This window comes from Streptomyces sp. NPDC104761, assembly GCF_055583445.1.
In genome coordinates this window covers 92,250-107,445 of the sequence record NZ_JBVJNZ010000008.1, presented here as the reverse complement: position 1 = coordinate 107,445, position 15,196 = coordinate 92,250, and the positions used below count along the sequence as shown (strand labels likewise).

The 15,196-nt window shown below is 66.9% G+C and carries 14 protein-coding genes; 5 read left to right on the top strand and 9 right to left on the bottom strand.

Translation table 11 applies throughout. The features are described from left to right. Positions 1-36: 36 nt before the first annotated feature. The 3 genes from ACZ63F_RS22385 to ACZ63F_RS22375 all read right to left on the bottom strand — a co-directional run bounded on the left by ACZ63F_RS22385 (position 37) and on the right by ACZ63F_RS22375 (position 3,095). The gene (locus ACZ63F_RS22385; protein WP_469713195.1) at positions 37-1,416 is read right to left on the bottom strand and encodes a nitrate/nitrite transporter; all 1,380 of its coding nucleotides are present in this window, start codon (positions 1,414-1,416) and stop codon (positions 37-39) included. 157 nt (positions 1,417-1,573) lie between these two features. Next, positions 1,574-2,527, bottom strand: coding sequence for a hypothetical protein (locus ACZ63F_RS22380; protein WP_469713194.1), 954 nt, complete (start codon positions 2,525-2,527; stop codon positions 1,574-1,576). Between the two features lie 118 nt (positions 2,528-2,645). Further along, entirely contained in the window at positions 2,646-3,095 is a 450-nt protein-coding gene (locus ACZ63F_RS22375; protein WP_469713192.1) for an ATP-binding protein, read from the bottom strand. A 233-nt stretch (positions 3,096-3,328) separates the two neighbouring features. Between ACZ63F_RS22375 and ACZ63F_RS22370 the strand changes: the two genes are divergently transcribed. Genes ACZ63F_RS22370 through ACZ63F_RS22360 form a run of 3 tightly spaced genes read left to right on the top strand, consistent with a single transcriptional unit; the run spans position 3,329 to position 5,019 of the window. Then, positions 3,329-4,183 (top strand): helix-turn-helix domain-containing protein, encoded by an 855-nt coding sequence (locus tag ACZ63F_RS22370; RefSeq protein ID WP_469713191.1) that lies wholly within the window; start codon positions 3,329-3,331, stop codon positions 4,181-4,183. Positions 4,184-4,193: 10 nt separating this feature from the next. Further along, positions 4,194-4,379, top strand: a complete 186-nt coding sequence (locus ACZ63F_RS22365; protein ID WP_469713189.1) for a DUF397 domain-containing protein — start codon at positions 4,194-4,196, stop codon at positions 4,377-4,379. 4 nt (positions 4,380-4,383) lie between these two features. Next, positions 4,384-5,019, top strand: a complete 636-nt coding sequence (locus ACZ63F_RS22360; RefSeq protein WP_469713188.1) for a hypothetical protein — start codon at positions 4,384-4,386, stop codon at positions 5,017-5,019. Between the two features lie 60 nt (positions 5,020-5,079). Here the strand turns inward: ACZ63F_RS22360 and ACZ63F_RS22355 are convergent, their stop codons facing one another. The 6 genes from ACZ63F_RS22355 to ACZ63F_RS22330 form a co-directional block, all read right to left on the bottom strand. After that, a complete protein-coding gene (locus tag ACZ63F_RS22355) occupies positions 5,080-5,673 on the bottom strand; it encodes a hypothetical protein (protein WP_469713187.1) in 594 nt (197 codons plus the stop codon). Between the two features lie 3 nt (positions 5,674-5,676). Further along, positions 5,677-6,279: a hypothetical protein gene (locus ACZ63F_RS22350; protein ID WP_469713185.1), complete on the bottom strand. Its 603-nt coding sequence runs from the start codon at positions 6,277-6,279 to the stop codon at positions 5,677-5,679. A 19-nt stretch (positions 6,280-6,298) separates the two neighbouring features. Next, complete coding sequence (locus ACZ63F_RS22345; protein WP_469713184.1) at positions 6,299-7,735, bottom strand: putative T7SS-secreted protein; 1,437 nt, start codon at positions 7,733-7,735, stop codon at positions 6,299-6,301. Positions 7,736-7,740: 5 nt separating this feature from the next. Next, positions 7,741-8,022: a hypothetical protein gene (locus ACZ63F_RS22340; protein WP_469713183.1), complete on the bottom strand. Its 282-nt coding sequence runs from the start codon at positions 8,020-8,022 to the stop codon at positions 7,741-7,743. 73 nt (positions 8,023-8,095) lie between these two features. Then, positions 8,096-9,079 carry a hypothetical protein gene (locus ACZ63F_RS22335; protein ID WP_469713562.1) on the bottom strand — a complete coding sequence of 328 codons (984 nt, stop codon included), beginning with the start codon at positions 9,077-9,079 and terminating at the stop codon, positions 8,096-8,098. Between the two features lie 32 nt (positions 9,080-9,111). After that, the gene (locus tag ACZ63F_RS22330) at positions 9,112-9,777 is read right to left on the bottom strand and encodes a hypothetical protein (protein WP_351958228.1); all 666 of its coding nucleotides are present in this window, start codon (positions 9,775-9,777) and stop codon (positions 9,112-9,114) included. A gap of 316 nt (positions 9,778-10,093) precedes the next feature. Between ACZ63F_RS22330 and ACZ63F_RS22325 the strand changes: the two genes are divergently transcribed. Both ACZ63F_RS22325 and ACZ63F_RS22320 read left to right on the top strand, forming a co-directional pair. After that, positions 10,094-14,623 (top strand): RHS repeat-associated core domain-containing protein, encoded by a 4,530-nt coding sequence (locus ACZ63F_RS22325; RefSeq protein ID WP_469713181.1) that lies wholly within the window; start codon positions 10,094-10,096, stop codon positions 14,621-14,623. After that, on the top strand, positions 14,620-14,919 hold the full coding sequence (locus tag ACZ63F_RS22320) for a hypothetical protein (RefSeq protein WP_469713180.1): 300 nt from the start codon (positions 14,620-14,622) through the stop codon (positions 14,917-14,919). Before ACZ63F_RS22325 ends, ACZ63F_RS22320 begins: the two co-directional genes overlap by 4 nt. Positions 14,920-15,196 lie beyond the last annotated feature (277 nt).

The following is a 15,196-nucleotide window of genomic DNA, read 5'->3' as shown; positions in this document are numbered from 1 at the left end:
ACAGGCTCGGTTCGGGTTCATGTCACCAGTGTTACGTCACACCTCGGCGTAGCTGAGCTGCGCCTTTGCCTCGGTGGCGGTCGCGGACCTCGGCTGCGCGGCCGGCCGGCGAAGGTATACGGCCCACGTCACCGCGAAGCACAGGCCGTAGAACGCCAGGAAGGCGACGAAGGCGCCGGTGCCGGAGCCGTAGGAGAGGAAGGACTGCCGGAAGGCGAGGTTGATGCCCACGCCGCCGAGCGCGCCGACCGCGCCGATGAGCCCCATGGACGCACCCGAGAGCCGACGCCCGTACTTGACCGCCTCCTCACCTTCCAGCCCCTTGGCGAGCGCCTTGGTGTGGAAGATGCCGGGGATCATCTTGAACGTCGAACCGTTGCCGATACCGGTGAGCGCGAACAGGACGACGAACGCGACGACGAACAGGGGCAGCGACTTCTGCATGCTGGCGACGACCAGGACGGCGGTGGCGGCGGCCATGCCGACGTAGTTGTACAGAGTGATCTTCGAGCCGCCGTACCTGTCGGCGAGCCAGCCGCCCACAGGACGGATCAGGGAACCGAGCAGGGGACCCATGAAGGTGAGGTACGTGGCCTGGAGCGGGGTACGGCCGAACTGGTTCGTGAGCACCTGCCCGAAGGCGAAGCTGTAGCCGATGAACGACCCGAACGTCCCGACGTAGAGGAGGGACATGATCCAGGTGTGGGCGTCCTTCGCGGCGTCCACGGCAGCGCCGGTGTCGTTCTTGACGTTCTCGATGTTGTCCATGAACAGGGCGGCGCAGACGGCGGCGACGACGATCAGCGGGATGTAGATCCCGAGCAGCACGCGCGGTCCGCCGTTCGCACCGATCACCGCGAGGGCCACGAGCTGGATCGCGGCGACACCGACGTTGCCGCCGCCCGCGTTCAGCCCGAGGGCCCACCCCTTCTTCCTCAGCGGGAAGAAGGCGTTGATGTTGGTCATGGAGGAGGCGAAGTTGCCGCCGCCGATACCCGCGAGGAGCCCGATCCACAGGAACGTGTCGAACGAGGTCCCCGGCTTCATCACCGCGAACGCGGCGACGGTCGGGACGAGGAGGAGGCCGGCCGAGATGATCGTCCAGTTGCGGCCGCCGAAGATCGCCACGGCGAAGGTGTACGGCACCCGGACGACCGCGCCGACCAGCGTGACCATCGAGGTCAGCAGGAACTTGTCGGCCGGGGTGAGCCCGTACTCCGGGCCCATGAAGAGCACCAGCACGGACCACAGGGTCCAGATCGAGAACCCGATGTGCTCGGAGAGGACCGAGAAGGCCAGGTTCCGCCGGGCGACCTTCTCGCCGGTCGCGTTCCAGAACGCCTCGTCCTCCGGATCCCACTCCTGGATCCAGCGACTACGGGAAGTAGGGGTAGGGGCTGGGGCTGGGGCCGTCATGACGCCTCCACGGTGCTCCGCGTGCTCGGTCTGCTACGAGTGACTAGGCCACGAAGGTAGGGAGGCGTCGTTTCCGCGCTGTGGCTGTGGGTGACCGGAAGGGAACGTTGCTCTCACCCTGCGGGCGGGCCCGGTGAGAGGTCGGGGCGGGGTCGGGTCAGCGAGAGGGGTACGGAGGCTGCGGGGGCTGCTGCTGGTAAGGGCCGGGGTGCGGGGCGTAGGGGCCGCCGGCGGGCTGCTGGGGCGGGGCGTACGGACCGGCGGGCTGTGGGGGCGGGGCGTAGGGGCCGGGGGTGTAGGGCGCGGGGGGCTGCTGACCGTACGCGGGGGCGGGAGCGGGAGCGGGGGCGGCGGGGGGTTGGCCACCGTAGGGGCCGTGACCGCTCTGGCCGCCCTGACCACTCTGGCCGCTCTGGCCGCCGTACGGGCCGTAGGGACCGGCCTGCTGCGGGGGCTGGTACGGCTGGTACTGGGGCTGCTGCATGGCCCCTTGCTGCATAGGCATGGGCATGGGCATCGGCGTGCCCGGCGGTAGGTACCGCACCCGCCCGCCCTCCCCCGTCACCGGCACGAACCCGGCGGCCTGGAGGCGCTGCGCGAACTTGGCGTTGCGCCCGCGCGTGACGAAGAACCCGAGCCCCATGACCGCCATGAGGAGAACCCATACGACACCGGAGACGACGAAGGCGCCCGCGCTCCCGCCGGCGCGCGCCGCGGCCAGCACCAGCCCGACGGTGACGCCGCCGGCCCCGAGCAGCATGCGCTTCTCGGCGTTCTTGCCGGTGAGGTCGAACTGGATCCGGGCCTTGAGGAGTTCGACGGCGTCGGGGACGAGGGGCGGCAGCGAGACGCCGTCGGCGGCGTTCGGGTACTGAGCCCAGTTCTGCGCGGCGCGCGCCCGCCCCTGCGGGCTGTGGTCCGGCACGATCAGGAGTTTGAGGACGTTGTTGCGGGAGCCGGTGTGACGGGCGTCGGCGTACTCGTACCCGAACTGCTGGGCGACGAAGGCGAGCCGGGCGAGCTTCTTCACGGAGGCCCAGGCGTTGGTGAGCTCGACGGGCTCTCCACTGGCCATCAACTGGAACATCTTCCGCACTTGCCGCGCGCTCATCGCATCCACTCCCCGTCGGCCGAGCCACACTTTTCACTTGTGCAACCCGGGAAGTCTTCCATGCGGCATGCACCGAGAGAACGGCCACCGGACGGATTGACCGGAGCTTGACCAGTCGTCAACGCTCGCCGATCTCGAACCACAGCAGCTTCCCGGCACGCCGGTCGAGCGGACCGCCGTCTCCGACGGACAGGCCGCCCCACGAGTCCGCGTACTCCTGTACGAGCAGCAGGCCACGCCCTTGCTCGGCTTCCGCCAGGACGTACGGCACACGGTCCCAGGGAGGCTCTCCGAAGGGGGCGGGGATACGCGGGTGACTGTCCCAGACCCCGACCCGCAGCCGTCCGTCCGCGAGAGCGGTGAGCCGGAGGGAGGCGGGGCCGTTCGTGTGCCGGTAGGCGTTGGCGACCAGCTCGGAGGTCAACAGTTCGACGGTGTCCAGGACTTCATGTCTGCCGTGACCGCTCAGCGCCGCCCGTACGGTCATGCGTGCGACGCGTGCCGCGCGCGGGTCGTGTGGCAGACGGAGGGCGTACGTCCAGGTGTCGGGCAGGGTTACGGTTCCCATGGAGACCTCCAGCGAGAAAAAGAGGGGGTAGGGCGGATCAGGCTCAACGACCACGCCGGGCGGTGGCTCTGCCGTGGGGGTGCGCTTCCGGCTTATGGGCGTGGGGAGTTGGGCGGAACAGGCACTACAGTAGGCCGCAGGCGGAAGATACATCTCCACAATCGGGGAGATGTGCCTGCATTTACCTCCTACGGGTTACGAGAGAGCCGCACATCGGCCGGGAAGGACATGCCGTGCCGCCCACCAGCAATCCCACTCTGCGTCAACGGCGTCTCGGCACCGAGCTGCGCAAACTCCGTGAGCGGTCCGGCCTCACCGTCACCCAGGCCGCTGCGCTTCTAGGCGTCAACCAGGGACGGGTCAGCATGATCGAGACAGGCCGCAGCTCCCTCAGCGCCGACAGGGTTCGGTCACTTGCGTCGGCGTACGACTGCTCGGACGGGGATGTGGTCGACGCCTTGGCCGCGATGACCGGGCGCCGGACGGGCGGCTGGTGGGAGGAGTACCGCGAGCACCTCCCGGCCGCGTTGGTCGACCTGGCCGAACTCGAGCACCACGCCACCGGGTTGCGGGTGGCTCTCGCGATGCACGTTCCCGCCCTTCTGCAGACCGCCGACCATGCCCGTGCCCTCTTCCGGGCTGTGGTACCGCCCATGCGGCAGTACGAGATCGAGCACCGCCTCACGCACCGCATGAAACGGCAGGGGATCCTCCACCGCGAGAAGCCGCTTCCGTATACGGCGATCATTCACGAGTCGGCTCTCCGCATCCGGTTCGGAGGCCCCGACGTCAGGCACGGCCAGCTCAAGCACCTCCTCGACATGGGCGAGATGCCGAACGTGACCGTCCGGGTGATCCCCTTCGACGCGGAGTACTACCCGAGCACGGGCCAGTCCTTCGACTACGTCGAGGGCCCGGTCCCCCAGCTCGACACGGTGCAACTCGACACCCATCACGGCGGGTGCGGATTTCTCGACGGTGAGGCGCAGTTGAGCAAGTACCGTGCCGTGCTGGACCACATGGAGTCCTGCGCGCTCGGCCCCGCCGAGTCGCACGACTTCGTCCACAGCCTCATCCAGGACACCTGAGAGAGCGACCGTGCACATACTCAACTGGCGGAAGTCGACCTACAGCGGCGACAGCTCGAACTGTGTCGAAGTGGCCACCGCCTCCGCCGCCGTCCACATCCGCGACTCGAAGCACCCCGTGGGCCCTCGCCTCAAGGTCAGGCCCCCCACCTGGACCCACTTCCTCTCCTCCTTGGCGCAGCCCCGGTCACGGTGACCGCATGGGAACGGACATCCACGGCTGGATCGAGTGCCGCACCTGGCGCGAGGGCCTGAACCACGACGAGACGGCATGGTCCCCCGCCATCAACCTCCCGATGCTGGGGATGCCGAGGGACTACGACGCCTTCGCCTGCCTCTTCGGCGTACGCGACTTCGACGCCACGTGGCACCCGGTGGCGGCGAACCGAGGCCTGCCGCCGGACACGTCCCCAGAGGTCCGTGCCGAACACGCCACCTGGTCGGCTTCGGCCTTCGCCGAGACCTGGCTGGCCTGGCCGGAGGCGAGGGCGATCGACTGGACGGAGCCGGCGGCCCCCCGCATCACCCACATCGCCCGCTACCACCGCGCCCCGGACGGCACCCTCCGCCTGGTCGACCGCCACGACTGGAGCAGAGGCTTCGCCCGAGCGAGCGGCATCAACACGCTGACGACGTCCCCGGCCGACCTGGCCGCCCGCTACCCCGAGGGCACGGAATGGACCACCGGCACCACGCTCTACCGAGCCGAACGAGCCCGCCGCCGGGACGCGGTCCCGGAGGACGGCCCGTGGGCGCCGGTGTGGACGGTGATGGAAACTCTGGCGGCGGTCCATGGGGAGGGGAACGTGCGGTTGGTGGCGTGGTTCGACGAATGACTGCCGCCTAAACGCCGTGCACCGCACCGCTCAGCAGTCACGCCACTGGCTACGGCGATGTCACTTCCAGTGAAGCGACTTGGCAACCGCCTCGAACAGCTCGACCATAGCGTCGGCGAACATGTCCAGGGGAGTCGAGAAGGTGAGGAGGAGGACTGCTTCGGTGCCCGGGACACCGACGGCGTAGTCGACCACCGTCACCGGCAGTTGGCTGCCGGAGGGGTCGTCGGCCTCCGGGACCGTGCGGGTGCGACGCATGGTCGCCGGGCCGGCGAAGGGCAGTTCGACGGCCGTGATCTGTTGAGAACGGCCTTGAGCGTCCAGGCGGAAACCCTGGTCCGGAGGGACGACGGTGACCAGGAGTGAGGAGGACAGGGGCACCGGCCCGATGGACGTCGTGGAGATGTAGAGCTCCACACCACCGTTCTCGTAGCCCTCTTCGGCACGGCCGAGAAGTGCTTTGCTGAATTCCCGCTTGAGCAGTACCGCATCATCCTGACCATCGAAGACCCGTTCGGCCAGCGCTTTGATCGGCCCTTTCCAACCGTCGGGCTCAAGCGGAATCCGGAACCAGCCGTCCGGAACAACGAGACCGTAGTCGGTGGGCGGGACGAGCCCGCCATCGGTGGGCCCATGGGCGACCGCGTCCGGCATTCCTCAGTCTTCCTTGACTTCAGCGAGTTCCAGTGACTCGGCCAGCGTCTGAGCCAGTTCCAGCAACGCTTCACCGAAGACGAGATTCGTCCACGACATGCGGAACACAAGGACGTTGTCGACCTGCGGCGGAATCACCGCGTAAGTAACCGTCTCCATCATCGTCTTCTTCTTGAAGAGCGAGCCGGTTTCGACGGAGAGAAGTTCCTGGACCCGTACCCCGTGGCCGGCAGGCAGATTGACCTCTGTCAGGCTGCGCCGCTCAGGAGACGTGGGCAGGACATCGTTCAGGAGGTCGGGGAGCCGGTCCAGGGACCGGTAGCCGTCCCCGTCGTAGTCATGGACCTCGTAGACGGCGGTGAGTGCTTTGGCCGCGTCGATCACATAGGCATAGGCGAAGGTGGGGTCACCCAGATCAGCCGTCTCCGCTACTCGTGCCAGCGTCGAGGCCAGTTCGCGGAGCTCGCCGCGCGGAGCTTCCGCGCCCAGGTGGTCCCTGGCGGCCCGCTTCGCCCACTCGCCGAACTCGGCGTTCTCACCCACGGGAAGCCTGATACAGCCCTCCGGCTCGGAGATCAGACACTGCCACGCCACGTCATCGCTCACCCGGAAATCGTCCTCGCGGTCAGGAGCCCACTGTCCAAGCGGACTTCCACTTGTTGTACGGGTTGTTCCACTCCGTGAGGCCGTGGAGCTTGTCATTCCCGTCGATGACGGTCGCCGCGACAGTGTAACCGAGCCACCTCTGGCCAGCGGATCGCACATAGTCGGTGAACTTCACACCGCCCATGCTTTCGAACTTGCCGAGAATCGGAACCTCTTTCAGTGCCTTGCTGGACTCGACCCACTCAGGGTTGCCAAAAGGCCTGGCTCCCCGCCAAACGTCCCTGCTGAAGAGTTTGCCCACGTCCTTGAAGTCCTTGAGACCCTTCACGGCGTCCGCCGTGTCCTGGTAGATCACCTTGGGATTCAGGACGTGCTTGAACTCCCCGAGCTTCCCGAAGGCTCCCGGCAGGTCGCCCGCGAGTCTCCGTGACGCCTCCTCGGCGGCCTGGTTCGCAACTTTGGCGGCCTTGCCCTTCAGCGTGTTGGCCGCCTTCGCCGATCTACCCGACAACGAGTTGGCGGCGAGAAAGTCCGCCCGGGCGGAACGACTCGCGGTCTGCACCCCCCGTACACCGGCGGCAGCCGCCTTGCCCGCGCTCAGCGCGGCGCGTCCCAGCCCGAGCGTGAGCAGAGCCACGCCGTCCAGAACCAGGTCGGCGATGCTCGCGTCGCCCGAGAAGACGAGCACCAAGTGACAGGCGAGGGACACCACGGTCGCGAGCAGAGCGATCGCGTCCAGGACACCCGCCAGCGCCCAGCCGATCACCGGGATCCAGCCCACCAGCAGCGAGGCGAGGGCACAGGCTGTCGCCACCCAGCCGGCGATGTCCGCGATGTTCTTGAGCGCTCCCTTGATGTTCTCCCAGGTGGAGTCCTTCAGTTTGTCGTGGTCGATGAGCGCCTCAAGGGCACGAGCCGCCTTCTCCCCGGCCCGGTTGCGGGCGTTCTTGGCGTCGTGCACGCGCTTGATGGCGTCCTTGACCCGACCGTCGGCCTCGTCTCGTTTCGTGGTCAGGTCGTGCTTCTGCTGCTCGTAGTCGCTCGCGGACTTGTCCAGGGCGTCGAGCGACTTGTCGAGACGGTCCCGCTCCTCGCGGTCACGCTCGGCGTCGTTACGCGCCTTGTCCGCGGCCTGCTGGGACGACGCCAGGACGGAGGCGTACTTCTCGTCCGGACGGTCCGTCTGCTCGCCCAGGAGGTCGGCAGCCGTCTCGAAGCGGTCGAGGACTTTCTTCAGCCGTCCGACGGTCCCCTCGGCCGTCTTGCGGAACTCGTTCGCGGCATCACTCTGCCAGCCGTCCACACCGCAGAGGGCTTCGATGTTGCCCGTCTGCCTCCTGATGGCATCGGCCACCGAGCGGAATCGCCGACCCAGCTTCGCGACAGCCTCGGGGTCTCCGGACACCGGGTCGGAGTCCAGCTCGACCGGCGACCAGTCCTTCGGTCGGGACATCATCCCCCCTACCTCTGGGGCTTCTTCTCCTGCTTGCGGACCGCGTTGGCGAGGTCGGTGTCTATCCGCTCGTAGGCCTGGGCAGCGGCCTTCGTGATGGCCGCGAGCTTGGCCAACTCCCCTTCGAGCTTCCCCCGCTTGTAGTCCCAGTTGTCAGCGAAGTCGTCGAGCCGGTCCGTGAGCTCCTCGTGACCTACGACCTCCCGGCTCCAGCCGTACTCGCTCTTGTCGTCGAGCCCTTGCAGCTCCTCGACGATCTTCTGGATACCCGTGGAAACACTCTTGAGCACGTCGAGATCGTCGATCCTGGTCCGATCGCCCACGACGCCTCCTACGGCCGGAAGGCTCCGGCCAACTCATCGCTCACCTGTTGACGGACTGAATCTCCTGCACGATGACATCCTGGGTGGCCCCGAAGGTCCCGTCATCCAGGGGTCCGCCTGTCCCTCCGGTGCCCGTCCAGCTGATCTTCCAGGTGATCGTGGCCCTGAGCGGGTACGAGCCCGTGCCCGAGGAGTGCAGGTACTTCACCCCACAGGGTGGCGTCTCACCGGCCTTCCCCTTCGCGTAGGCCTCGCCGATACCGCCGTTCTTGAACTCACAGACACCCGAGGCGGGATACGTCACCGCATCGGGGGTCCCGGGGTCGATCTTGAGGGAGTAAGGCCTGGCTGTGGTGGTGGCGCTGATGCCCAGCACGGGAACGGACGCGGTGACGGAGACCGGCTTGAACTCGGCACCGTCCAGCCAGGCCCAGGTGGGAAGGTTGACCTTCGTTTTGTCGGCCGGGGCCAGGGTCACCTTGGTACTGGGGACGCGGATCTCGTTGTACGCGAGCTGCGACAGAATCTCCGGGGTGACCGCCTGGGGCACGTCCGCCGGTGGGGCGTCCCCCGTGTCCACCCAGAAGATGGGCTTCGTGCAGTCGAGCGCGCCGGGGTCCCCCTCACGGCCCTTCGTGACGTACGAGTCCCACCAGTAGCCCTTACCGGCCTTGTCCTTGTTGAAGTCCTTGTACGGCTTCCCGTTGACGTAGCGGTCACGCTGCGTGGCATCCCACTCATAGCCCGTCGAGTCGGCCGCCCAGATCGGTGTCAGATAGGCCTCGAGTGCAGCGGGGTCGTACTTGGGCGCGTAGTAACAGGCCGGCGGGGTCCAGGTCGTAGTCGGAGTCATCGCACCGGTCGAAGTCCCGGAACCGTTCTTGGAGAGGTCGTAGACGACGCCACCGGCAGTCGCGGAAACCTTGCCGTCCTTCTGATCACCGCTCACCTGAGTCTCGGTACCAGATCCCCCTCCGGGGGTGAACTCAGCCCACGCCAGTGGGTCAGACGAACCCAATACGATGCCAACGACGACCGTGCAGACCCATGCCCTGGCTACGACTCGCACTGAGTTGCCCCCCTGGTGGAAATGATCTGAGACGTCTGCCAGACACCATCGGAGTTCTTGTCGAGCCTAGTGTTGTAAAAGACATAGCTGTTCTTGGTGACAGGCGTCTTGTTGATCTTTTTAGTCTTCTTGTCCTTGCTGAAGCCTTGGCTCTCATCAGCGCAGAACGTGAGGATGGCCGAGGTCTTGCTCTTCAGCGTGACGTTCCTGTCGTAGTAACGGGCCTTACCCGTAATCGTGACATTGGCCTTCTTGAACTCAGCGACCCATGACAGCGCGGCTTCAAGAGCCTTACCAGTGTTGTAATAAGCAATCGCTGCGCCCTTCGGATCGGTCCCAGTGATCGCTGCATCCGTGGCTCGCATCCGCTCAGCACCGTCCGCCAAGACCGCGTCCTTCACTGCATCCCCTGTCTGGGCGCCTTCGAAGGTCAACGTCAGATCAGACGGCAGGGTGATCTTGGGGCGCCCGTCCGCCGCCGAAGCCGAAGCACTCGGCGAAGCCGAAGCGGAGGCCGAAGCTCCCGTGTCCGCCCCCGCGATCTTGCTGTTCGAGTCGGACTTGTCTCCGTCACCTCCACCGCAACCGGCAAGCAGCAAGGCGGCCGCCACACCGGCGGTGGCTGTCGTGAGCAGGCGGGAACGGCGGGTCACGGTGGGCTCCTGATGGGGCGGTTGGGGTCTGCGAAGCAGCGAATACGGTATCGGGGTCCATCCGGAATGCACCAGAGCGATTTGCTGCGCGCCAGCCGCACGAACCGCACACGGCACACCATAGTCGGGCAACTCAACGTCTCCACCACGGCTTTGGTGCCGTCCCGTGACATCGTCGCGACCCCCAGTTGGCCTCCGCAAAGGGCTGCCGGCAGCCGTAGTCACAGAGCAGCCTTCACCTCATACGGGCAGGCCCTGTAACTTCACGTGTGCACAGGTTTGTTGATGAGGCGTACGCGACGGGGGTTGCGGGGACATGGCGGGGTACCGACCGGCGGACTGGCATCCACTCGACCTCGACAGGGACCCGACCCCCGGTGACCCGCAGCGCGTCCGCACCCTCGCCCAGCAGCTGCACTCCTTCGCCGACGACGTCTCCGACGCGCTGCGTCTGGTCAAGGGCATGGCCGGTGAGGACACCCTCCTGCAGTGGGCCGGCAAGTCGGCCGAGGTGTTCAAGGAGCAGTTCAAGGACGTTCCGAAGAACCTGAAGAAGCTGAAGAAGTCCTACGAGATGTGCGGGGACGCCCTCGCGGACTACTGGCCGAAGCTGGAGCGGGCGCAGGCGCTGGCCGACAAGGCCCTGGCCAAGGCGAAGGAGGCGCAGTCGGACCTGTCCTCCGCCAAGTCCCGGCTCTCCTCGGCCGATTCCTGGGTCACCCGGGCCACGAAGGAAGCCGACAAGTACAAGGACGATCCCACCGGCAGCAAGTCGGACGCCGACAAGCCGGACGAGGGCAAGGTGCGGGCCGCCACCCGGGACGTGCAGAGCGCCAAGTCCGCGCACACCAAGGCCCAGTCGGACGTCACCACCGCGCAGAGCGCCCTTGACGCCGCGAAGAAGATGGCCGAGGACGCCCGCAAGATGCGTGACGACGCGGCGGGTGAGGCGAAGCGGAAGATCGACGAGGCCTCGGACGCGGGGATCCCGAACCGGCACTGGTGGCAGGACGTCGGGCACTGGTTCGAGGACAACTGGGACACCATCGTCACCGTCTGCAAGGTCGTCGTCGCCGTCGTCGGGATCATCGCGATGATCATCGGCGGGCCGATCCTCGGGGCGATCGTGCTGGTGGCCGCGCTCGTCGTGCTCGCGGACACGCTCTACAAATACTCCAAAGGCCAGGCGTCGCTGTGGGACGTGGCGTTCGCCGCGCTGGACTGCATACCGGGGGGCAAGGGCATCACCAGCCTTGGCAAGATCGCCAAGGGGCTTAAGGAGATGAAGAACCTCCGCGGCGGCATGAAGGCCATGAGCCTCGCCGTCCGCGGACTGGGCAAGAACGCCCGCAGCATGCTGGAAGACGGCGCCAAGGGCGCCTTCAACCGGCTGAAGAGCAAGGTCAAGGGGTGCGGTGACCCCGTCGACGTCGCTAGCGGCCACAGCTTCCTGACCGAGACGGACGTCGTGCTCCAAGCGACACTGCCACTGGTCTTCACCCGTCGGGTGTCATCCGGACATCGCACCGGATGGTGGTTCGGGTCTTCGTGGGCGTCAACGGTGGACCAGCGGCTGGAGATCGACGAACAGGGCGTTGTCCTCGTCAGCGATGACGGACTGCTTCTCGAATACCCACATCCCGAGAGTCCTGGTGCAGGTGTACGTCCCGACGCCGGTCCGTGCTGGCCCCTGACCCGGCTGGACGACGGCGGCTACCGCATCGACGATCCCGTCAGCGGTCTGAGCCGACACTTCGCACCCCCGGATCGCGGCGTCGCCCTCCTGAAGCTCGTGTCCGACCGCAACCACAACACCATTGCGTTCGAGTTCGACACCGACGGTACGCCACTGGCGATCCGGCACTCGGGCGGCTACCACCTATCCTTGACCGTCGACGAAGGACGCGTCACGGCGCTGAGCCTGGTCGGGGCCGGCGAGGACGGCTCGGACCTGGCGCTCAAGCGGTTCGGGTATACGGACGGCGCCCTCACCTCGGTGACCGACTCGTCCGGCGCGACGACGGAGTTCGCCTATGACGAGCGCCTCCGCCTCGCAGCGTGGCGTGATTCCAACGGCAGCCGCTACACCTACACCTACGACGCACAGGATCGCTGCATCGCACAAGGCGGCGAGGACGGACACCTGTCCAACACCTTCTCGTACGACGGTACGGAATCCGACTGGCCCGGACGCAGGATCACCGAGGTCACCTCTGCCGAGGGTGCCGTCTCCCGTTATGTGGTCGACGAGGCGTGCCTGGTGGTCGCCGAGATCGATGCCCTGGGCGGGACCACACGTACCGAGTACGACAGCCGTCAGTTCCTCGTGTCGTCGACGGATCAGCTGGGCCGCACCACACATGTCGTCAACAACGAGTTCGGGCAGCCCGTCGCGGTGACCCGCCCCGACGGCAGCGTCATCCGGGCCGTCTACAACGATCTCCATCTGGCCACAGTCATCGACCTGCCGGACGGCGCGTCGTGGCGCTATACCTACGACGAACGGGGCAACTGCACGGCCATAGTCGATCCGACGGGCGCAGTCGACCGAGCTGTCTACACGACGGCCGGACACGTCGCCGCGATCGTCGACGCCCTCGGGCACACGACCACGGTCCAGTGCAATCCGGCGGGGCTACCCTTGCGGATCACGGACGCCGTCGGTGCCGAGGTGGTCTGGAGACGCGATGCCATGGGGCGGCCCGTGGAGATCGTAGACGAGGCGGGGCACTCCACCCGCCTCACCTGGTCCGCGGAAGGCCGACTGCTGCGGCGGAGCACCCCGGACGGCGCGGCCGAGACGTGGGCCTATGACGGTGAGGGCAACTGCACCTCTCACACGGATCAGGCGGGGCAGACCTCGCGCTTCGAGTACACGCACTTCGACCTGCTCAGGGCACGCGTCGCTCCCGACGGCACCCGGCACGAGTTCGCCTACGACTCCGCGCTGCGCCTCACCCGGGTCGTCAACCCCCTTGGCGCGGCGTGGAGTTACTCATACGACCCGGCAGGTCGACTGGTGTCGGAGACGGACTTCGACGGTCGAACGCTCACGTACACGCATGATGCCACGGGACAACTCAGCTCGCGGACCGACGCCATGGGCGGGACGGTGTCGTTCGAACGCGACGTACTCGGCCGGATCGTACGGAAGGACGCCGCCGGGGCTGTCACCGAGTTCGTCTACGACGCCTCCGGCCGCCTTGTCCGCGCCACGGGCCCGCAGTCCACGATGACCATCGAGCGTGACCCACTCGGCCGACCGCTCGCCGAGACCGTCGACGGGCGCGTCCTCGGCTTCACCTATGACGCCGCGGGGCAGCGCGTCGGCCGTACCACTCCATCGGGCGCGGTGACCACGCGTGCCCATGACGCCGCAGGCCGCCTCGTCAGGATGGTCGCTTCCGGCAGGGTGGTCGAGTTCGAGCGTTCCGCGACGGGCCGGGAGACGGCCAGGCGTTTCGGCGACAACGTCACGCTGGCCCACGCCTTCGACGAACTGGGCCGGCTTGTGGCGCAGTCGGTGACCGCGGTGGACGGTACGCCGGTCCAGCAGCGGGCCTACCTGTATCGCGCCGACGGCAACCTGGTGGGTGTGCAGGACAGCGGCTCCGGAACGCGCGCCATGGAGTTGGACGCGCTGGGCCGGGTGACCGCGGTCAGGGCCGATGACTGGTCGGAGGCGTACGCGTACGACGCGGCAGGCAACCAGACGCATGCCGAGTGGCCGGGGTTCCCCGCGAGCCCGGACAGCGCCGGGGCACGCAGCTACGCGGGCACTGCCATCGTGGGTGCCGGCCAGTACCGCTACGCGCACGACGCGCTGGGCCGGGTCGTCTCTCGGCAGCGGACGCGCCTGTCCCGCAAGCCGAGCACCTGGAAGTACCACTGGGACGTCGAGGACCGCCTCACGGCAGTGGTCACGCCGGACGGCACCCATTGGCGCTACCTCTACGACCCACTCGGCCGCAGGACCGCCAAGCAGCGCCTGGGCCCGGACGGCGAGACGGTGGTGGAGCAGACCGTCTTCACCTGGGACGGCAGCACCCTGTGCGAACAGACGACCACCGAGCCGGACGTACCTCATCGGGTAACGCTCACCTGGGATCACCAGCGGCTTCATCCCGTCGCGCAGACCGAGCGGATCTCCGCGACGGACGCGCCCCAGCACGAGATCGATTCCCGATTCTTCTCGATCGTCACCGACCTCGTCGGTACGCCTACCGAGCTCATCGACGAGACTGGGGCGATCTGCTGGCAGGCACGCAGAACCGTCTGGGGCACGACAGCTTGGGCCGCAGACAGTGCGACGTACACCCCGTTGCGTTTCCCGGGGCAGTACTTCGATCCGGAATCCGGACTGCACTACAACTACTTCCGTCATTACGACCCGGAGACCGGACGCTATCTCACCGCGGATCCCCTCGGCCTCGCTCCCGCCCCCAACCCGTTGGCCTACGTCACCAATCCCGACGTCTGGAGCGACCATCTGGGGCTCTCACCTGAGGAATGCGCGCAGTCCATCTTCAAGGCTCCCGGACGGAACCTGGGCGAGCACCAGGAGAAGTACGGGTACCGGGAAGAGGACTTCCCCGGCGATCCGGACGCCCCTGACTACATCTACCCCAACGGTAGGGTGTACTTCGCGAAGGAACGACACATCGCCGAAAAATACGCGAAGTCCTATGGCGAGGGCGTGATAGAGATCAAGATTCCAAAATCCGAGTACGCCGCAAAGTACGAGAAGTATGAGCGGAATTACGAAGGAGGCCCGGAAAAGGAGTTGGAGATCCCGAACAATGTCGTCGAAGAACTGAACCAATATCCGAGGATGCGACACAAGTGAGCGGCGAGGAAGTGTGGGAAGCGGCGAAGAGGCGGTACCCCGTGGGGAGCGCCGCACGTGGCAGGGTGAAAGACCGGTTTCCGTTCGGGGTGTTCCTTGAACTCGACGAAGCACCGGGGGTCAACGGCTTCGTCGACCTCCTGTCGTACAACCCCGACGGCACGATCAACGACCCGGAAGCTCCGCCAGTACCACTCCCCGAAGTCGGGGAGACCGTGGAGGGAACCGTCGCCATGCACGTGGACCGTGACCGCCAGATCCGCATTCGCGTCGGTGCCCCTTTCTGGGAATCGTGATCGCGAACAGCCGGAGTTGGCGTCATGTATCACGACGCGGAGACCTCTGCATACCCCGATCTCAGGTGCCACGAGTCCCCGGAGTACGGGTCGTACGGCCTGTACTACTACCCGAACGAGTTCCGGACGCCTGCCGACCGGTGACGAGGACGGCGACGAGGGCTTCGACATGTCCGCCCTGCGCCCCGGCGCCACCGACGGACTCGCCCTACTGGAGGCTAGGGGCCTGACCAACTTTCCTCAGGACGCACACGGCGCGCCTTCATCAACTGCGGCG

Coding starts and splice junctions, on each gene's coding strand:
- ACZ63F_RS22385 (WP_469713195.1), bottom strand. CDS start 1,416: ATGACGGCCCCAGCCCCAGCCCCTACCCCTACTTCCCGTAGTCGCTGG.
- ACZ63F_RS22380 (WP_469713194.1), bottom strand. CDS start 2,527: ATGAGCGCGCGGCAAGTGCGGAAGATGTTCCAGTTGATGGCCAGTGGA.
- ACZ63F_RS22375 (WP_469713192.1), bottom strand. CDS start 3,095: ATGGGAACCGTAACCCTGCCCGACACCTGGACGTACGCCCTCCGTCTG.
- ACZ63F_RS22360 (WP_469713188.1), top strand. CDS start 4,384: ATGGGAACGGACATCCACGGCTGGATCGAGTGCCGCACCTGGCGCGAG.
- ACZ63F_RS22355 (WP_469713187.1), bottom strand. CDS start 5,673: ATGCCGGACGCGGTCGCCCATGGGCCCACCGATGGCGGGCTCGTCCCG.
- ACZ63F_RS22345 (WP_469713184.1), bottom strand. CDS start 7,735: ATGATGTCCCGACCGAAGGACTGGTCGCCGGTCGAGCTGGACTCCGAC.
- ACZ63F_RS22325 (WP_469713181.1), top strand. CDS start 10,094: ATGGCGGGGTACCGACCGGCGGACTGGCATCCACTCGACCTCGACAGG.